Below are 15,768 nucleotides of genomic sequence, written 5' to 3' on the forward strand. Positions count from 1 at the left end.
TATTAACTTTAGGCGCCTCTTTCTTGAGGCGCCTAAAAAATATTTATTATCTATAAGGGTATCCAGCTTTTTCCATTGTGTTTGCATATAACTTAAATGCATCCACAACTTTTTTAGCTCTTGGACTAATACTTGAAGTCTCATCCCAGAATGCTTTAGAGTCGTTTACGACTTTAGCCCATTCATTATCAGGAAGACTTGTTAGTTCCATTTTTTTCCCATTAACACGAAGATCAGCTTCTCCACCCCAATACCAAACTTGTCTATAATAATGAGAGTCATTAATAGACATTCTGTAAAGTGCTTGAAGTTTTGGACTTAATTTGTCCCAAGCTTTTTGATTAGCAAAGTAAGATCCAAACCATGCTCCTGTAACAGAGTTAGTTAATGCATACTTGCAGATATCAGCCCAACCCACTTCATATGCCTCAGTAAACCCGCACCAAGCAACACCATCTAGTTCTCCGGTTTGCATAGCAACTTCCACATCATCCCAAGGAACCGTAACTGGTATTAGACCGTATTGCGCCAAGAATTTTCCAGCAGTAGGAACACCAAAAACTCTTAGGCCCTTCATATCTGCTAAAGAAGTAACTTTTTTGTTTACAGTGAAAAGATGACATGGATCCCAAGCACTTGTGCTCAACCATTTAACACCTTCAACCTCACTATAAGCTTCATCCCAAATTTCATTTAAACCATAATATTTAAATAAAGCTGGAACGTCTAAGCTGTATCTAGTTGCAAATGGAAAGTATCCACCAAACACTGAGATATCAACTGGTGATCCCATTGTAGCATCATCACTTTGTACGGCATCTAGAGTTCCTGCTTGCATGGCTCTGAATAGTTCATCGGTAGGAACTAATTGATCCGCATAATACAGTTCAATTTCCATTTCGCCATAAGCTGCTTTATTAAATGCTTCTATTTGTGGTTTGATAACATGTGCACCAAGCGGAGCTCCTGAATATGTTTGAAGCCTCCATTTAATTGGGTTTGATGCAGAATAAGCGTAAGGTGCTTTAACAACACTTGCTCCTGCTACACCAAAAGTTAACAAGCCAGCTTTCTTAATAAACGATCGCCTTTTACTTGTTATTATTTTTTTTTCTTTTTTCATTAACTCTCCCTGTTAGTTAAAAAGTATTTGTTAAGCCTATTATAAAAAAAATTATGATTAAACTAAAAAATGATTTATTTTTTTATTAAACCTTAATTTTTTCAACTTTAAAACTTAAAGTTGCATTATTATTTTTATAAGTACTTATTTGGAAGATAAGTTGCAATTTGAGGAAAAACCATAACCAAGATTAATGCTAAGAGCATCACCAAGAGAAACGGGGTAATAGATCTATAAATATCAGATAAGGTTATTTCTTTTGGTGCCATAGCTCTCATAAGAAATAAATTATAACCAAACGGAGGAGTCATATACGCAATCTGACATGTAATTGTATAAAGAACACCATACCAGATAGGATCGAATCCCAGTGAGATAATTAGAGGTACATAAAGTGGTGCCACTATAACTAACATAGCTGTATCATCTAAAAACATTCCCATAAATATATATGAAAGTTGCATCATAATTAAAACTCCCCAAGGAGTTAAATGCCATCTTTCTATAAATAAAGTTTCAATTGCACGCGCAGCACCAAGGCCATCAAATACCGCTCCAAAACATAGTGCAGCTAATATTATCCACATAAACATGCAGGAAACACCAAGAGTTTTTCTAAGTGTTGTATCAAGAACTTTTCGAGTAAATCTTTTTTTGTAGATAGATGCTAAAGTTGCAAGTAAAGCACCTACAGCAGAACATTCAACTAAACTTGCTATACCCATTAAGAATAATCCAGTCATAGACATGAATATTACAAATGGAATTATTCCAGCTGTTAAAAGTTTTAGTTTTTCTTTAAATGGAATATCTCTTTCTTTTTCGCTTAATACTGGACCTAACTCAGGTTGAAGACGACATCTTACATAAATATAAATTATAAATAAGGTAGCCATTAAAAGACCTGGTAAAAGTCCTGCAAGCCAAAGTTTACTTACTGGTTGACGTGCGATCATTCCATAAAGAACCATTACAACACTTGGAGGTATTAAAATTCCTAACGAACTTCCTGCTTGAACAACACCAGTAATCATTCTTTTATCATAATTACGTTTTAACATTTCAGGGAGAGCAATAGTTGCCCCTATAGCCATACCAGCAACACTTAATCCATTCATAGCTGAGATTCCAACCATCATGAACATTGTGCCAATTGCTAAACCTCCTTTTATTCCACCAAAAAATACATGAAACATTTTATATAAATCACTAGCAATACCTGACTCCGAAATCATAAAACCCATGTAAATAAAAAGTGGAAGTGTAAGCATTGGATACCACTTAAAAAGTTTCCATGTAGCCGTATATGGCATTTCGATAGCTCCATTTCCCCAAACTAATAATGCTGAAATAACAGCTACAAACCCAATTGCACCAAATACTCTTTGACCAGTAAACATCATTGCCAACATCGTTATGAACATAAACAATGCAATAAATTCATAACTTAGATATTGAGCTAACATTATATTTTAATATTTTTAATTTTTGCAATGTCTTTAATCAACATTGAGAAAGCTTGTAATAACATCAAAAGAATACCTAATAACATCAAAGATTTTATTGGCCAAAGATAAGGTGCCCATGCAGTAAAAAGTTTTTGTTTATACTCTAATGTATATTGTAAACTTGAAATAGAGCCATAAAGGAGAATTACCAAGAAAAAAATCAAGAAAATACTGGTAAAAACATCCATTTTAGCTTTACCTTTTGCAGATAGTTTCCCATAGAATAAATCCATTCTAACATGATCATCAGTAATCATCGAGTAGCCACCCCCAAGTAAATAATACGCTGTAAGAGTAAATTGAGCCATCTCTATAATCCACATTAAAGGATAGTTAATAATGTTTCTCGTAACGAAAGATAATATTAAAAGAAACATCATAAAAAAAACACCGTACATTACAAATCTGCCAACTTTGACACAAATGTTGTCTATTATATTTACATAAATTGAAAATATTTTTGGCATAAATTTCTAATTTTTATTTTTTTTAATTTCTTCTTCACAAAATTTTTTAGCTTCCGCAAGATCAGTAATTTTAGATTTAGATAGTTTTTGGCTTCCAGCTAAACAGGCATCTACTGCTCTTTTAAGATTATGGTCGCTAAAATTTAAAATAACCACCATTCCAAGTATTATAAAAACAAATATTAATATATTTTTTACCATTGAATTTCTAATTTCTTATTATCGCATATAGTATTTAACATACTAAACATTAATGGAAAATGTTTAGAATTAAGATCTTGTAAAATTTTAGGACCAATTTCCAATGCAAGTTGTGCACCTTCAACTGTAATATTTTTCATAAATTTTTCTTTAGCTTCTTTATAAAGGTATCCTTCACCTAAATATTTTCCCATCAAGCTATTTCTTCCTCCTATTGCACTAACATATAAATCACCTAAACCAGCTAGGCCATAAACAGTTTCAGGTCTTCCTCCATAGAAAGAAACAAACTCAACCATTTCAGATATTGATCTATGAATTAATGAGGCTGATGTATTTAAATAATATTTAGATTGAATTTCTTTAGGTGCTTTTGAATTACTTAACCCTTCTGAGGCTCCAATTAACATAGAATAAATATTTTTAATTGCACCTGATAATTCAATGCCAGTTAAGTCATCTGATACTTCTGTTGAATAGTAATCTGTTGATATAATTTTTTTTAATTTTTCAGTTTCTTTAATATCTGGGTTTGCAATAACTGTGCCTGTCCTCATTTTATATGCAAGACCTGCTGCCAAACAGGGTCCTTTAATCGCTGAAATATTTACTTGTGTATGACCTTCATCTTTGAGAAGTTTTTTAATTTTATCTGAAAGTGTTATTAATTCATTACCCTCAATAGCCAGGCCTTTGGTTAATAAAATAATGGGAAGATTTTTTTTGTAGCTCTTTGTAATTTGCTTAACAAACCATTCAATTCCTACCGAGCTAACTCCAGCAACCATGATGTCTACTCCCTCTTCAAGTATTGATTGTAATTTTTCAAATTTTTCTACCTTCAATTTTGATGGTAATTCAATATTTAAAGCTGGATGAAGATTGTTATTAGATTTAATATTATTTATTAAATCATCTTCTAAATGCGTACCAACGAGTGTTACCTCATTTTGGTTTTCAAGACATGGTACAGCAAAAGCTGATCCCATTGCTCCAGCACCAATAATAATAATTTTTTTCATAATTTAGTATTTTTTTATATTAATTTTTAGCATTTTGTTGGTAAAGTACAGTTATAAATTTATAGAGAGAGATGATATTATGACAAAAGTAGCTATTATTGGCGCTGGCCCTTGTGGTTTGTCCGCTTTAAGATCCTTTGAACAAGCAGAAAAAAATGGTGAAAAAATACCTGAAATAGTTTGTTTTGATAAGCAAGAAGATTGGGGAGGATTATGGAACTACAGTTGGAGAACTGGATCTGATCAATACGGTGACCCTGTACCTAATAGTATGTATCGATATCTTTGGTCAAACGGCCCTAAAGAATGTTTAGAATTTGCTGACTACTCATTTGATGAACACTTTGGAAAACCAATTCCTTCTTTTCCACCTAGAGCAGTTTTATATGATTATATTTTAGGTAGAGTTAAAAAGGGAAATATAAAATCTAAAATAAAATTTAACACCTCTGTTACTAATATTTCTTATGTAAACAGTAACTTTGAGGTTACTTATCGAGATAAAAAAAATGACAAAATTTCGAAAGATATTTTTGATTACGTAATTGTATCTACTGGTCATTTTTCGGTTCCATTCATCCCAGAATATCCTGGAATGAAATCATTTCCTGGAAGAATAATGCATTCTCATGATTTTAGAGATGCAGAAGAATTTCGAGGCAAGAATGTTGTTGTTTTAGGAAGTAGTTATTCTGCTGAAGATGTTGCTCTTCAGTGTCATAAGTATGGGGCAAAAAGTGTTACTATTGGTTATAGACACAATCCAATGGGATTTAAATGGCCCAAAGGTATGAAAGAAGTTTTTCATCTAGATAGACTTGAGGGGAATAAGGCAATATTTAAAGATGGCCACGTGCAAGAAGCAGATGCTGTAATTTTATGTACTGGATATCTTCATCATTTCCCTTTTATATCTGAAGATCTTAAATTAAAAACTGGCAATAGATTGTATCCTCCGATGCTATACAAAGGTGTGGTTTGGCAAAATAATCACAAATTAATGTATTTAGGTATGCAAGATCAATTTCATACTTTTAATATGTTTGATTGTCAGGCTTGGTTTGCAAGGGATGTTATAATGGGGAAAATTAAAGTTCCAAATGAATCTGAAATTGAAAAAGATATTAATAAATGGGTATCAATGGAAGAAAAATTAGAAAATCCTGAACAAATGATAGATTTTCAAACTGAGTACACCAAAGAACTTCATGATTTATCTGATTATCCTAAAATTGATTTTGAATTAATTAGAAAAACTTTTAAAGAATGGGAACATCATAAAGTGGAAAATATAATGACTTATAGAAATAAATCATTTGCTTCACCAGTGACAGGCTCTGTTGGACCAATTCACCATACACCATGGGAAGAAGCTATGGACGACTCTTTAAAAACATTTTTAAATAAATAAAAAATTTATTAACTAGTTTAAGAAAATGTTAGCTATCCTATACCAAGGTGTTTTTTTCTTTTTCCAACCCACGTTCTGATTAAATGGTCAAATATTAGGCCAATAAAAGCAACACAAAGTCCCAATGTCAATCCTATACCTGCACCCTTTTTATCAGATAGAGCTTTTAGAATGTACTGTCCTAAATCTTCTGTTCCAATAAAAGCCCCGATAATTACCATGAACAAAGCAAATACAATTGTTTGATTTAAACCAAGCATCATATGAGGAAAAGCTAAAGGGAATTCAATTTTTAATAACCTTTGTACTTTAGTTACACCTGACATTGTGGCAGCGTCATGTAAAGCTTCTGGAACACTTCTTAAACCTTCAATAGTATACCTTGTTGCAGGTATAGTTGCATAAACTATTACAGCAATTAATACTGAAGTATCTGTAACTCCAAAAAGCATCATCACAGGAATTAAGTATACAAACGAAGGGAAGGTTTGAAAGATATCACAAACGCCCAGCATAAAATTTGCAGTATGCTTGTTTTGAAATGATATAATTCCAACTGTAAATCCAATTATAGTGGATATAAAAACTCCAAAAGTTGCCATGTACAATGTAACTAAAGCTCTATCCCACCAAGGACTCAATGCGATAAATAAAGTTAATCCACCCACAACAATAGCTGAACGAATTCCTCCAATTATATAACCCGCCCCAATGACTAAAACTAAAGTAGCAACTGCTGGCATTCTTAAATATAAAGCTCTCATGGGTTGCAACACATCTACTATCAACCAAGTATTAAAAATCTTTAAAGTATGAAAGAAAGTATCCCAAATCCAATCCACACCTTTATTCCAAAAATCTGCTGTTGATATTCCTTTATTGTGAGGAACTTCAAATAAATAATTAGACCCATCTTTAAAATAAAATGACCCCAGATATGAAAAAATAATTCCTAGAATTACAGCAGCTGCAAAAAATAATATATTTTTATTACGCTGAAAATAAGTCAAGTTACCAAAATAATCTATTTGCTTATTTGCCCAAGCTAAGGACATCTTATCCAAAAGTATTGCAATCAAACTAATACATAAACCAGCCTCTAATGCTAATCCAATATTTAGCTGGTTTAATGCTAATAATAAATTAAACCCTAAACCTTTTGCGCCTATAAATGCTGAAATAACTGCCATAGAAAAACACACCATTATGACCTGGTTAACTCCAATTAAAATGTCTCTTCTAGCAGTAGGAATTAACACTTTAGTCATAAGTTGCCAATTATTACACCCACTCATTCTACCGGCCTCAATAACTTCAGGGGGTATTCCTCTTAGACCCAACAAAGTTAATAATATCATTGGTGGAACAGCCACAACCATAGTTATGATAACAGCAGCATGGTCACCAATACCGAAAAGAACAATTGCAGGAACTAATACAGCATATTGAGGCATAGTCTGCATAACTAAAAGTATTGGATATAAAAGTTTTTCAACACGTTTGCTTTTGAATGCCATAACACCCAAAGTTAAACCAAAAATAAAAGAAAGTGGTGCGGCTACCAATATAAAAGAAAGAGTTTGCATTGATGGCTTCCATTGACCAAAAACAGAAATATAAATCATTACTAAACCTGCAAACAAAGCAAGACCCTTACCACTTAACTTGTAGCCTAATATAGCTGCTCCTGCCGCTACAATTGTCCATGGAAGTCCTGGTAATTCTGCCCAGGGATTAGCATCAATCCAATCCCAACTAGTGAACGCAACAATAGTTTCCATTCCACCTAATAAAATTTCTCTAATTAACTCTATGAGAAATGTCATAAATGAAGTTAAATTTCTTGTTATTTGTAAGACTAAGGGTTGAGTTCTAAATTCTTGAGTGTCTTCATTCCAAAATTCTATTGGCATCCAATCATTCATTAAAAAGAATAATGAATCGTTAATCCAAATAGGTAACCATCCTAATAAAGGAGGTAATCTCCATAAAACATCAAAAGCAAAATACCTTACCTCTGCACCAAACAATGTATAAGTACTTTGATTAGGGTCTTTAATGAATTCGGCTTGGCCTCTTATAAAATTATAAGTTTCAGGAACTTCTATTGCAAAACATAAGCTAAAAAATACAATTAACAAAAATAACCATTGAAAAAATTTTGGATATTTTTTTAATAATTCCATATTTTGCCTTTATTTTTTCTCCCTTGAAAAAACAGTATGAATTATTTTTGAGGGGTGAACGCTTCCAACAATTTTATTATTTTCATCTGTAACAGCTACAGATTTTTCTTGAGTTAAAATTTTTTCAGCCACATTTTCAATTATTTCATTTTTCGAAACTTTGAAATCACTTAAATTTTCAGTTTCTGGTTTTTCCATTAGATCTGCTATTTTTAGAACCTTTCCCCTAGGTACTTCTTCGGTAAATTTTCTTACATATTCAGTTGCTGGATTTAAGACAATGTTGGCGGGTGTATCCAATTGCTCAATAACTCCATCCTTCATAATTGCAATACGGTCAGCAAGTCTTAATGCCTCATCAAAATCATGAGTAATAAACATAATTGTTTTTTGTAACTTTTCTTGAAGTCTTAAAAATTCATCCTGCATTTCTTTTCTAATTAATGGATCTAATGCAGAAAATGGTTCATCTAAAAACCAAATATCGGGCTCAACCGCTAATGATCGAGCAATACCTACTCTTTGTTGTTGTCCACCAGAAAGTTCTCTTGGAAAGTAGTTTTCTCTTCCATCAAGACCTACAAGTTTAACCATTTCCATTGCTTTATTGATGCTATCTTGAGTTTTAATCCCTTTGATTTGAAGTGGAAAAGCAATATTTTCAACAACTGTTTTATGAGGCAGTAAAGCAAAACTTTGAAAAACCATTCCCATCTTATTTCTTCTAAGTTCAATTAATTCTTTATTATTTAGTGTAAGTAAATCTTGACCGTCTATATAAATTTTTCCGCTTGTTGCATCTGTTAATCTAGAAATACATCTTAGTAATGTTGATTTTCCTGAACCAGATAGCCCCATCACAACTAACATTTCACCTTTTACAACTTCAAAAGAGGCATTATTTACACCAACTATACACCCATTATCTTGAAATGTTTTTGCATCCACATTTCCATTTGCTTCATGAAGCATCTTCTTGGCGTTAGAGCCAAAAATTTTGTAAACTGATTCACATTTAATTACAGGATCGCTCATAATGTATTAATAAGTTATACGAAATAGAAATAAAATACACTGTATATTATTTTTATTTATTGTTTTTCCTCCTTAAAAATTTTTAATAAAATAAACTCTTGTATCAATACCAGTACTTAAAAAACTTAAAGCTTCACCAGTAACAGTAATTGTTTCATCTATCCCAATGTTATTTCCACTTACCGTATAACCTGTAATACATTTGTTTTTGTCTTTGTCCCATTTAACAAATGTTTCATCAATTAGATTTCCATTCTTAGTATAAATTTCATGTGCCTTAAAATTTAAAAAATTTGCACCCATAATTGCACGTTGTGGAATAAGTTTTGTTGCATTACAAACTGCCTCATACAATTCATCTGTTAATTTAAAATGATTCGTTCCATCAAAAGTTACTAAAATACCTGATGGAAGACTTGATGTCAGTTCACTTAGTTTTCTTTCTTTTGCAATTCTTTCTTCTTCTATTTTCATCTTTTTAACTAATTCATCTCCTTGACCAAAAAAGATATTTAGAGTTACAAAAAATAAAATTACAACAACGGTAACTGAAATAAGACCAACAAATTGATTAAGTGCATGAGGTAAGTTTCTTAATTTATCTAAATATTTTTTTTCCATTATTATTTTAATTATTCTTGTAACTTCCCATTTTTCCAAATTCCTATTTTTTCCTTTCCATCGGACCAGGTAAATTTTCCTTCACCATTCATGAAGCCATTAGTCCATTCCCCATCATAAGTTGAGCCATCAGGAAAAGTTAAAATACCTTGACCACTCCATTCGCTATTTTTAAATTCACCTTTATAAATATAGCCATTTGGCCAAGTTTCAGTTCCATTACCCTCTTTTTGCGTCTGAACCCACTCTCCTTCATAGGTGGTTTTATCTGTGTACACCCATTTTCCAAAGCCGTTTTCACAGTTTCCCTCTTTACATCCGGTACTTCGGGCTAGGGCTATAGATGTGGTTAAAAAACTTAAAATAATACAAATAAGATATTTTTTCATTATTATATTTTACACAAAATTAGATAAAAAAAAATCAGACTTTTTTCTCATTTTTTTTACATGAATAAAAAGAAATATCTTTTTCAGAGTTTTCACTTTTCATGTCTCTTGTAATTTCATGAATTAATTCACCAGATTTTCTATTTATAATTCCTGATTCAGAGTAGTTTTTTTCTTCATCAATAGCTTTAAATAAAACTACGTCTTTGTTTACTATTCTAACTGTTAGTTTTTCTTTTTTTGAAAGAAATGAAGATAATCCATTTATTAAAAGTGTTTTTGGTTGTTTTGCATTGATTTCAAATTTATCTAAATCTTTATCCTCTAAATCCTTAGCTAAAAAAGTTTGATAATTATATTCTGCATTCTTAACTATTTTTTTTTCTAATTCACATACAAAGCTAAGACTAATATTTTCCTCTATATTCACATCTTGTGCTAAAGAAAAATTAAAAACAAATAAACTTATGGAAATGTAAAAAAAATATTTCATAACTTGTATAATTTTTTTCATTAATAATATGAATGTTTCTTGAAAAATTACCTATAAAAAAATCCCCCCCAATAAATATTGGGGGAGATCTTAAATTATTTGTTTATATCCTTATTTAGTAAAAGGAGTCCAAACTGACTTATTATCTGCAAGCCACTTTTTAGCTGCATCTTCGTGAGTCATTTTGTCAACGTCAACTAAAGCAGCCATTGCACCAATGTGACTTGTAGAGAATGACATCTTTTTAAACGTTGCAGCCGCAGCTGGATGAGTTTTTGGAAAGTCTGCATTTACAGCTTTTTTCAAGTAACCATCAGGCGAACCACATTTACCGTCACCACCATCTTCTGGTCTACAACCAGCAGTATATGGAGGGAAGTCTATAAATGTAAAACCAGCACCATCTGTAAAGTTTGGTGTCCAGTTGAATATTATAGTTCCTCTTCCTTCTTTTTCAGCAGCTACTAATTCTGCCCAAAGTGCATCTGCACTTCCAGCAAATTTAACTGTCCAAAGATCTCCTAAGCCTAAAGCATCAACCCTTTGAGGTATCAAATCTCCATGCCAAGTTTGAGGTCCTTCTAACATTCTTCCTTTTCCACCTGAGTCAGGTGTTGTAAAGTTTTTAGCACAAGCTGGATTTTTTAAAGCAGTCCAATCTGGTAGACCTGGACATAATCCTTTTTCAGCAACCCAGTTTGGATATCCCATATCTTCAAGCGTTCGAGCTTCATGATCTCCCCAATCAACTAAACCACCTTTATCAAGCGCTGTAGTAAATGATTTACCAAAAGCAGATTCCCAAACTTCATGAGATAAACTTACATCACCTAGACGAATTGACTCATACACAGCTTGTGAATCAGTATTTACGTATTTTACGTTATTTCCCATACTTTCGAAAATTCCACCAATAACGTGAGCCATTACAATTTGGCTTGACCAGTTATGAGTTGGAATTACGATGGGCTTTTTACTGTCTGCTGCGTTAGAAATTCCAGCGAAACTTACTACTGAAATTACTAGGGCAGACATTAATGATACTATTTTTTTCATTATTCTCTCTCCCTTAATATTAAGTTATAAAAGTATGTTCTCATTTATTAAATTTATAGTCAATCCCTTATGAATATATTATGCTTAAGGTAATTTATCAAAATTTACACTGGCAATGCTACATACTAGTAAAGATATACGAAGTCCTGGTTTAAGAACGTTACCACCTGGAGTTGAAAGATATTTTGTAAGAGGTGGAGGTTTATCAATTATAGAAGTTTTACCAGAAGATAAAATAGAAATAATAAATGAAGAAGGAAAACAAATTTGTGAAATAATTGTTTTTAATTCAAAAGGTAAATCTGATTTGTCTATTTTAAATTTAAAAGAAAATTCTAACGCAGATTTTTCAAAAAAAACTATCTCAAACGATGAAAAAATTTCAAAAATTTTAAAGAAAAAAAACTTAAATTTAAGTAATGCTAAAGCATCTATCATTTTTAACGATGATTGCTTGATGGGTGAAAAAATAACACTAACCTCAAAAGATAAATGCATTGTAATGATTGCTGCACCTGGTGATGCAATGAATGTTCATGAACAAAATCCTCCAACAGATTTAACAATTTATTTAAATAAAGCTAAATTTATTGAAACTGATGAACAATTTATCTTACCAGATCCACTTAGTGATCCAATTATAGAACAACTTGTAAAAAGAAGAACTGCTGAAACCTACAGTGTTAAAGCTGGTGAATATATTCAAATAATTGATCCAGGTGGAAGACAGTGTTCTGATTTTTTAGCTTTTGATACACAAAAATTAAATGACGGTATTGAAAGCATTATTGATGATAAAACAACACGAACCTTTATGGGTGGTGCCTACCCTGGGCCAGGATTATTTTCAAAGTTTTATGACGGCGATCATGAAGCTATGATTGAAGTTGTGAGAGATACCGTTGGAAGACATGATACTTTCAATCTTGCTTGCACATCAAAATACTATGAAGACATGGGATATATGGGGCACATAAATTGTACAGATAATTTTAATAATAGGCTGGATAAATATGACATCAATTCTCGAAAAAGCTGGTCTGCAATAAATCTTTTTTTCAATACTGCTATTGACGCTAATAATGTTGCATCTTTTGATGAGCCTTGGTCAAGACCAGGGGATTATGTTTTGTTTAGGGCTTTAAAAGATTTAACTTGTATATCCTCTGCTTGCCCATGTGATGTAGATGCTGCAAATGGCTGGAATCCAACTGATATTTTTGTTAGGACTTATTCAAAGGAAAAAAAATATTCAAAAGCAATAGCATTTAGAATGAAAACAGACTCAGAGCCTAAATTAACACAAGAGACAGGGTTTCATAAAAAAACTTCTGAGCTAACAAGAAATTTTGTTGAGTATAAAGGTTTTTGGCTTGCTAATAATTTTACAAATTCAGGAACAATAAAAGAGTATACGGCTTGTAGAGAAAGTGCGATTGCAACAGACTTATCACCTCTTAGAAAGTTTGAAATTCTTGGACCTGATGCAGAAAATTTAATGCAATACACTCTTACTAGAAATGTTAAAAAACTATCTATCGGACAAGTTGTTTATACAGCTATGTGTTATGAAAATGGATGCATGCTGGATGATGGAACCTTATTTAAAATGGGGCAAGATAATTTTAGGTGGATCGGTGGAGATGAATACAGTGGTGAATGGTTAAAAGAACAAGCTAAGAAGAAAAATTACAAAGTTTGGATAAAATCTGCAACAGATCATATTCATAACATTGCCGTTCAAGGTCCAAATAGTAGAAAAATTTTAGAAAAGTTTGTATGGACGGCGCCAATCCAACCATCAATCACTGAACTTGAATGGTTTAAATTTAATATTGCAAGAATAGATCATGAAACAGGAACTCCAATTATGATTTCAAGAACAGGGTATACTGGTGAACTTGGCTATGAAATATGGTGTCATCCAAAAGATGCTTCTGAAGTTTGGGATAAAGTTTGGGAAGCAGGAAAAGAATTTAATATTACTCCATTAGGTTTAGAAGCTTTAGATATGGTTCGTATTGAAGCTGGACTTATTTTTTATGGTTATGAGTTTGATGATCAAACAGATCCCTTTGAAGCAGGAATTGGTTTTACAGTTCCACTTAAAACTAAGGAAGATGATTTTATAGGTAAAGAAGAATTAATTAAAAGAAAAGCAAATCCACAAAAAAAATTAGTTGGTCTGGAATTAGTAGGTCATGAACCGGCATTACATGGAGATTGTGTTCATGTAGGTCGTGGTCAAGTAGGTGTGATAACAAGTGGAATGCTATCCCCTAAACTTGGAAAAAATATTGCGCTTTGTAGAATAGATGTAAAATATTCTGAGATTGGAACTGAAGTTGAAATTGGTAAACTTGATGGTCATCAAAAAAGAATTGGAGCGAAAGTTGTACCTTTTCCTTTCTACGATCCAACAAAATCAAGAGTTAGAGCGTAATAAATGCCTAATAACAGTAAAGATCTTTTAAGTTTTTGGGAAGACCAAATGAAGCAATCCCATACTTCAAGCAACTATTTTTTTAGAAAATCCCCTTCTCATTATCATATGATGCTACTTGTAATGTCAGCTTACAAACATAATGAAAAGTTATCTGTTGAAGGGCTAAAGACAAAACTATTCAAAACTTCTAGACCAAAATCTGCATTGATTATTAATGAAGCTTGTGAAAAAGGATTCTTTCGTCTTGAAAAGACTTCAACTGACCAGCGAATAAAAAACATAATGCCTAGCGAGTCTTTTATTAATGAGTTTAAAGAATATTTAGATACGCTGAAAAAGATAAGTTATTAGTCACTTTTTAAAAAAAATCTATAATATATAATTTATATATATAATTTATAGATCTATAAAAAATTGTATTTTTTTTTATCCATAAAAATAATGTTTGGGTATGTCAACTTTACCAAAAAAAGCAAAAGTAGTAATTATAGGTGGTGGAATTCATGGCTTAAGTACAGCATGGAAACTTTCTGAAACTTATAAAAACGAAAATGACATAGTTGTTCTAGAAAAAAAAGATATCGCAGCAGGTGCAAGTGGAATTGCTTGTGGTGTTGTTAGAAATAATTATTTTCAGCCCGCTATGAGAGAATTAATGGCTCACTCAGTATCGGTTTGGGAAAGTGATCCCAAAGCATTTAAATATAACTCTGTCGGTTATTTGCAAATTTCACCGGAAGTTATGCACGAAGATGTTGCTTCAATAGCTAAACAACAAAAAGCAATAGGATATGATTCAGAATTTATAGAAGGTGAAGCTGACTGCATGAAGTATATGAAAAATATGTTTGGTGACTGGCAAGCTCAAGGGATAACTTCAGTTCTTCATGAAAAAAAAGGTGGTTATGCATTTAATAAAGATTCTATTAAAGCGCTTGAAGAAAAATCAACATCAAATGGTGTTAAGGTTGTTAAAGGGGTAACTGTCACAGGTTTTAAAAGAGGCAGTAACAGTAAAGCTGTTACAGGTGTTGAAACTGACAAAGGTATTATTGAGTGCGATCAAGTTGTTGTTGGTGCTGGTCCTTGGGTGAGAGATTTTTGGAATATGTTAGAGCTTCCAAAAACAGCTAATATTAAAGATAAAGACGGTAAATTTCATGAAACTGAAATGTGGAAATACTGGATGTTACAAGAAGGTGTAATTGGGGTTGATGCAGATTTTTTAAAAATGGATAATGGTGGTCAACCACCTGTAATTCATGTCGACTCTACGGCTCCTTTATATTCAGATAAAACAAAAAAATTAATTACAGATAAGATTTGGGGAATTTATTATAAACCTGATATTGAAGGTTTAGGTGTACAAGGCGGAACATCCCCTTACATAGTTGATAAACATTTTGACAAAGTTAATGTTGACCCATATGGAATTGAATCTCCAGAGTTTCAAACCACTGAAGCTTTTAATGACATGTGGTGTTCTGCTTTAGCGCATTGTCAAAAAAGATTTGAAGGAAAATCTGATCTTTATAGAAAAGGTCCTTCAGGTGGACTTGGATGTATGACACCAGACTCGTTTCCAATTTTTGATAAATTTTTAGAAAATGTTTATATGATTGCTGATGCTAACCACGGTTACAAAATGATTGGTGTGGGTGAACTTGTTGCAAAAGAAATTCTTGGAACTGAAAGTGATTTATTAAAACCGTTTAGATTCAACCGTTACGAGAAAGGTGAACTTCACCCAACTTCTAACAGTCCATTCCCTTGGAGTTAACTTCAAGCCTAGACACTAATAAATTTTTCA

At 32.2% G+C, this 15,768-nt stretch carries 15 protein-coding genes; 4 read left to right on the forward strand and 11 right to left on the reverse strand.

Annotated features, from left to right (window positions below):
* Positions 1-46: 46 nt before the first annotated feature.
* The 5 genes from AC5SL0_RS04510 to AC5SL0_RS04530 form a co-directional block, all read right to left on the reverse strand.
* Entirely contained in the window at positions 47-1,123 is a 1,077-nt protein-coding gene (locus tag AC5SL0_RS04510) for a type 2 periplasmic-binding domain-containing protein (RefSeq protein WP_011282284.1), read from the reverse strand.
* 134 nt (positions 1,124-1,257) lie between these two features.
* The gene (locus tag AC5SL0_RS04515) at positions 1,258-2,589 is read right to left on the reverse strand and encodes a TRAP transporter large permease (RefSeq protein WP_494617940.1); all 1,332 of its coding nucleotides are present in this window, start codon (positions 2,587-2,589) and stop codon (positions 1,258-1,260) included.
* Positions 2,589-3,098 carry a TRAP transporter small permease subunit gene (locus tag AC5SL0_RS04520; protein WP_494617942.1) on the reverse strand — a complete coding sequence of 170 codons (510 nt, stop codon included), beginning with the start codon at positions 3,096-3,098 and terminating at the stop codon, positions 2,589-2,591. Before AC5SL0_RS04520 ends, AC5SL0_RS04515 begins: the two co-directional genes overlap by 1 nt.
* A 6-nt stretch (positions 3,099-3,104) precedes the next feature.
* On the reverse strand, positions 3,105-3,299 hold the full coding sequence (locus AC5SL0_RS04525; protein WP_011282287.1) for a hypothetical protein: 195 nt from the start codon (positions 3,297-3,299) through the stop codon (positions 3,105-3,107).
* Entirely contained in the window at positions 3,293-4,321 is a 1,029-nt protein-coding gene (locus AC5SL0_RS04530) for a glycerol-3-phosphate dehydrogenase (protein ID WP_006997993.1), read from the reverse strand. Before AC5SL0_RS04530 ends, AC5SL0_RS04525 begins: the two co-directional genes overlap by 7 nt.
* Positions 4,322-4,400: 79 nt before the next feature.
* Here AC5SL0_RS04530 and AC5SL0_RS04535 point away from each other — a divergent pair, with 79 nt between their 5' ends.
* The gene (locus tag AC5SL0_RS04535) at positions 4,401-5,732 is read left to right on the forward strand and encodes a trimethylamine monooxygenase (protein ID WP_027307082.1); all 1,332 of its coding nucleotides are present in this window, start codon (positions 4,401-4,403) and stop codon (positions 5,730-5,732) included.
* Between the two features lie 32 nt (positions 5,733-5,764).
* Here the strand turns inward: AC5SL0_RS04535 and tmoV are convergent, their stop codons facing one another.
* The 6 genes from tmoV to tmoX all read right to left on the reverse strand — a co-directional run bounded on the left by tmoV (position 5,765) and on the right by tmoX (position 11,512).
* Positions 5,765-7,918: a trimethylamine N-oxide ABC transporter permease protein TmoV gene (tmoV, locus tag AC5SL0_RS04540; protein WP_494617944.1), complete on the reverse strand. Its 2,154-nt coding sequence runs from the start codon at positions 7,916-7,918 to the stop codon at positions 5,765-5,767.
* A 9-nt stretch (positions 7,919-7,927) separates the two neighbouring features.
* Positions 7,928-8,953, reverse strand: a complete 1,026-nt coding sequence (tmoW, locus tag AC5SL0_RS04545; RefSeq protein WP_006997990.1) for a trimethylamine N-oxide ABC transporter ATP-binding protein TmoW — start codon at positions 8,951-8,953, stop codon at positions 7,928-7,930.
* A gap of 72 nt (positions 8,954-9,025) precedes the next feature.
* Complete coding sequence (locus tag AC5SL0_RS04550) at positions 9,026-9,574, reverse strand: hypothetical protein (protein WP_011282290.1); 549 nt, start codon at positions 9,572-9,574, stop codon at positions 9,026-9,028.
* Between the two features lie 11 nt (positions 9,575-9,585).
* Positions 9,586-9,963: an MORN repeat-containing protein gene (locus AC5SL0_RS04555; RefSeq protein ID WP_006997988.1), complete on the reverse strand. Its 378-nt coding sequence runs from the start codon at positions 9,961-9,963 to the stop codon at positions 9,586-9,588.
* A gap of 34 nt (positions 9,964-9,997) precedes the next feature.
* Positions 9,998-10,477 carry a hypothetical protein gene (locus AC5SL0_RS04560; RefSeq protein WP_006997987.1) on the reverse strand — a complete coding sequence of 160 codons (480 nt, stop codon included), beginning with the start codon at positions 10,475-10,477 and terminating at the stop codon, positions 9,998-10,000.
* A 90-nt stretch (positions 10,478-10,567) separates the two neighbouring features.
* A complete protein-coding gene (gene tmoX, locus AC5SL0_RS04565; RefSeq protein ID WP_006997986.1) occupies positions 10,568-11,512 on the reverse strand; it encodes a trimethylamine N-oxide ABC transporter substrate-binding protein TmoX in 945 nt (314 codons plus the stop codon).
* A gap of 115 nt (positions 11,513-11,627) precedes the next feature.
* Between tmoX and AC5SL0_RS04570 the strand changes: the two genes are divergently transcribed.
* From AC5SL0_RS04570 to AC5SL0_RS04580, 3 genes are all read left to right on the forward strand, one after another.
* A complete protein-coding gene (locus AC5SL0_RS04570; protein WP_494617946.1) occupies positions 11,628-13,955 on the forward strand; it encodes a trimethylamine N-oxide demethylase in 2,328 nt (775 codons plus the stop codon).
* Between the two features lie 3 nt (positions 13,956-13,958).
* On the forward strand, positions 13,959-14,309 hold the full coding sequence (locus tag AC5SL0_RS04575; RefSeq protein WP_494617948.1) for a hypothetical protein: 351 nt from the start codon (positions 13,959-13,961) through the stop codon (positions 14,307-14,309).
* A 100-nt stretch (positions 14,310-14,409) separates the two neighbouring features.
* A complete protein-coding gene (locus tag AC5SL0_RS04580) occupies positions 14,410-15,738 on the forward strand; it encodes an NAD(P)/FAD-dependent oxidoreductase (RefSeq protein WP_494617950.1) in 1,329 nt (442 codons plus the stop codon).
* Positions 15,739-15,768: the final 30 nt, after the last annotated feature.

Source organism: Candidatus Pelagibacter sp. PS_16 (assembly GCF_059417965.1).

Bases quoted from the DNA above. Each gene is read 5' to 3' on its own strand.
- AC5SL0_RS04570 (WP_494617946.1), top strand. From the start codon at position 11,628: ATGCTACATACTAGTAAAGATATACGAAGTCCTGGTTTAAGAACGTTA.
- AC5SL0_RS04550 (WP_011282290.1), bottom strand. From the start codon at position 9,574: ATGGAAAAAAAATATTTAGATAAATTAAGAAACTTACCTCATGCACTT.
- AC5SL0_RS04560 (WP_006997987.1), bottom strand. From the start codon at position 10,477: ATGAAAAAAATTATACAAGTTATGAAATATTTTTTTTACATTTCCATA.
- AC5SL0_RS04525 (WP_011282287.1), bottom strand. From the start codon at position 3,299: ATGGTAAAAAATATATTAATATTTGTTTTTATAATACTTGGAATGGTG.
- AC5SL0_RS04510 (WP_011282284.1), bottom strand. From the start codon at position 1,123: ATGAAAAAAGAAAAAAAAATAATAACAAGTAAAAGGCGATCGTTTATT.
- AC5SL0_RS04535 (WP_027307082.1), top strand. From the start codon at position 4,401: ATGACAAAAGTAGCTATTATTGGCGCTGGCCCTTGTGGTTTGTCCGCT.
- AC5SL0_RS04580 (WP_494617950.1), top strand. From the start codon at position 14,410: ATGTCAACTTTACCAAAAAAAGCAAAAGTAGTAATTATAGGTGGTGGA.
- AC5SL0_RS04520 (WP_494617942.1), bottom strand. From the start codon at position 3,098: ATGCCAAAAATATTTTCAATTTATGTAAATATAATAGACAACATTTGT.
- AC5SL0_RS04575 (WP_494617948.1), top strand. From the start codon at position 13,959: ATGCCTAATAACAGTAAAGATCTTTTAAGTTTTTGGGAAGACCAAATG.
- AC5SL0_RS04530 (WP_006997993.1), bottom strand. From the start codon at position 4,321: ATGAAAAAAATTATTATTATTGGTGCTGGAGCAATGGGATCAGCTTTT.
- tmoX (WP_006997986.1), bottom strand. From the start codon at position 11,512: ATGAAAAAAATAGTATCATTAATGTCTGCCCTAGTAATTTCAGTAGTA.
- tmoW (WP_006997990.1), bottom strand. From the start codon at position 8,953: ATGAGCGATCCTGTAATTAAATGTGAATCAGTTTACAAAATTTTTGGC.
- AC5SL0_RS04555 (WP_006997988.1), bottom strand. From the start codon at position 9,963: ATGAAAAAATATCTTATTTGTATTATTTTAAGTTTTTTAACCACATCT.
- tmoV (WP_494617944.1), bottom strand. From the start codon at position 7,918: ATGGAATTATTAAAAAAATATCCAAAATTTTTTCAATGGTTATTTTTG.
- AC5SL0_RS04515 (WP_494617940.1), bottom strand. From the start codon at position 2,589: ATGTTAGCTCAATATCTAAGTTATGAATTTATTGCATTGTTTATGTTC.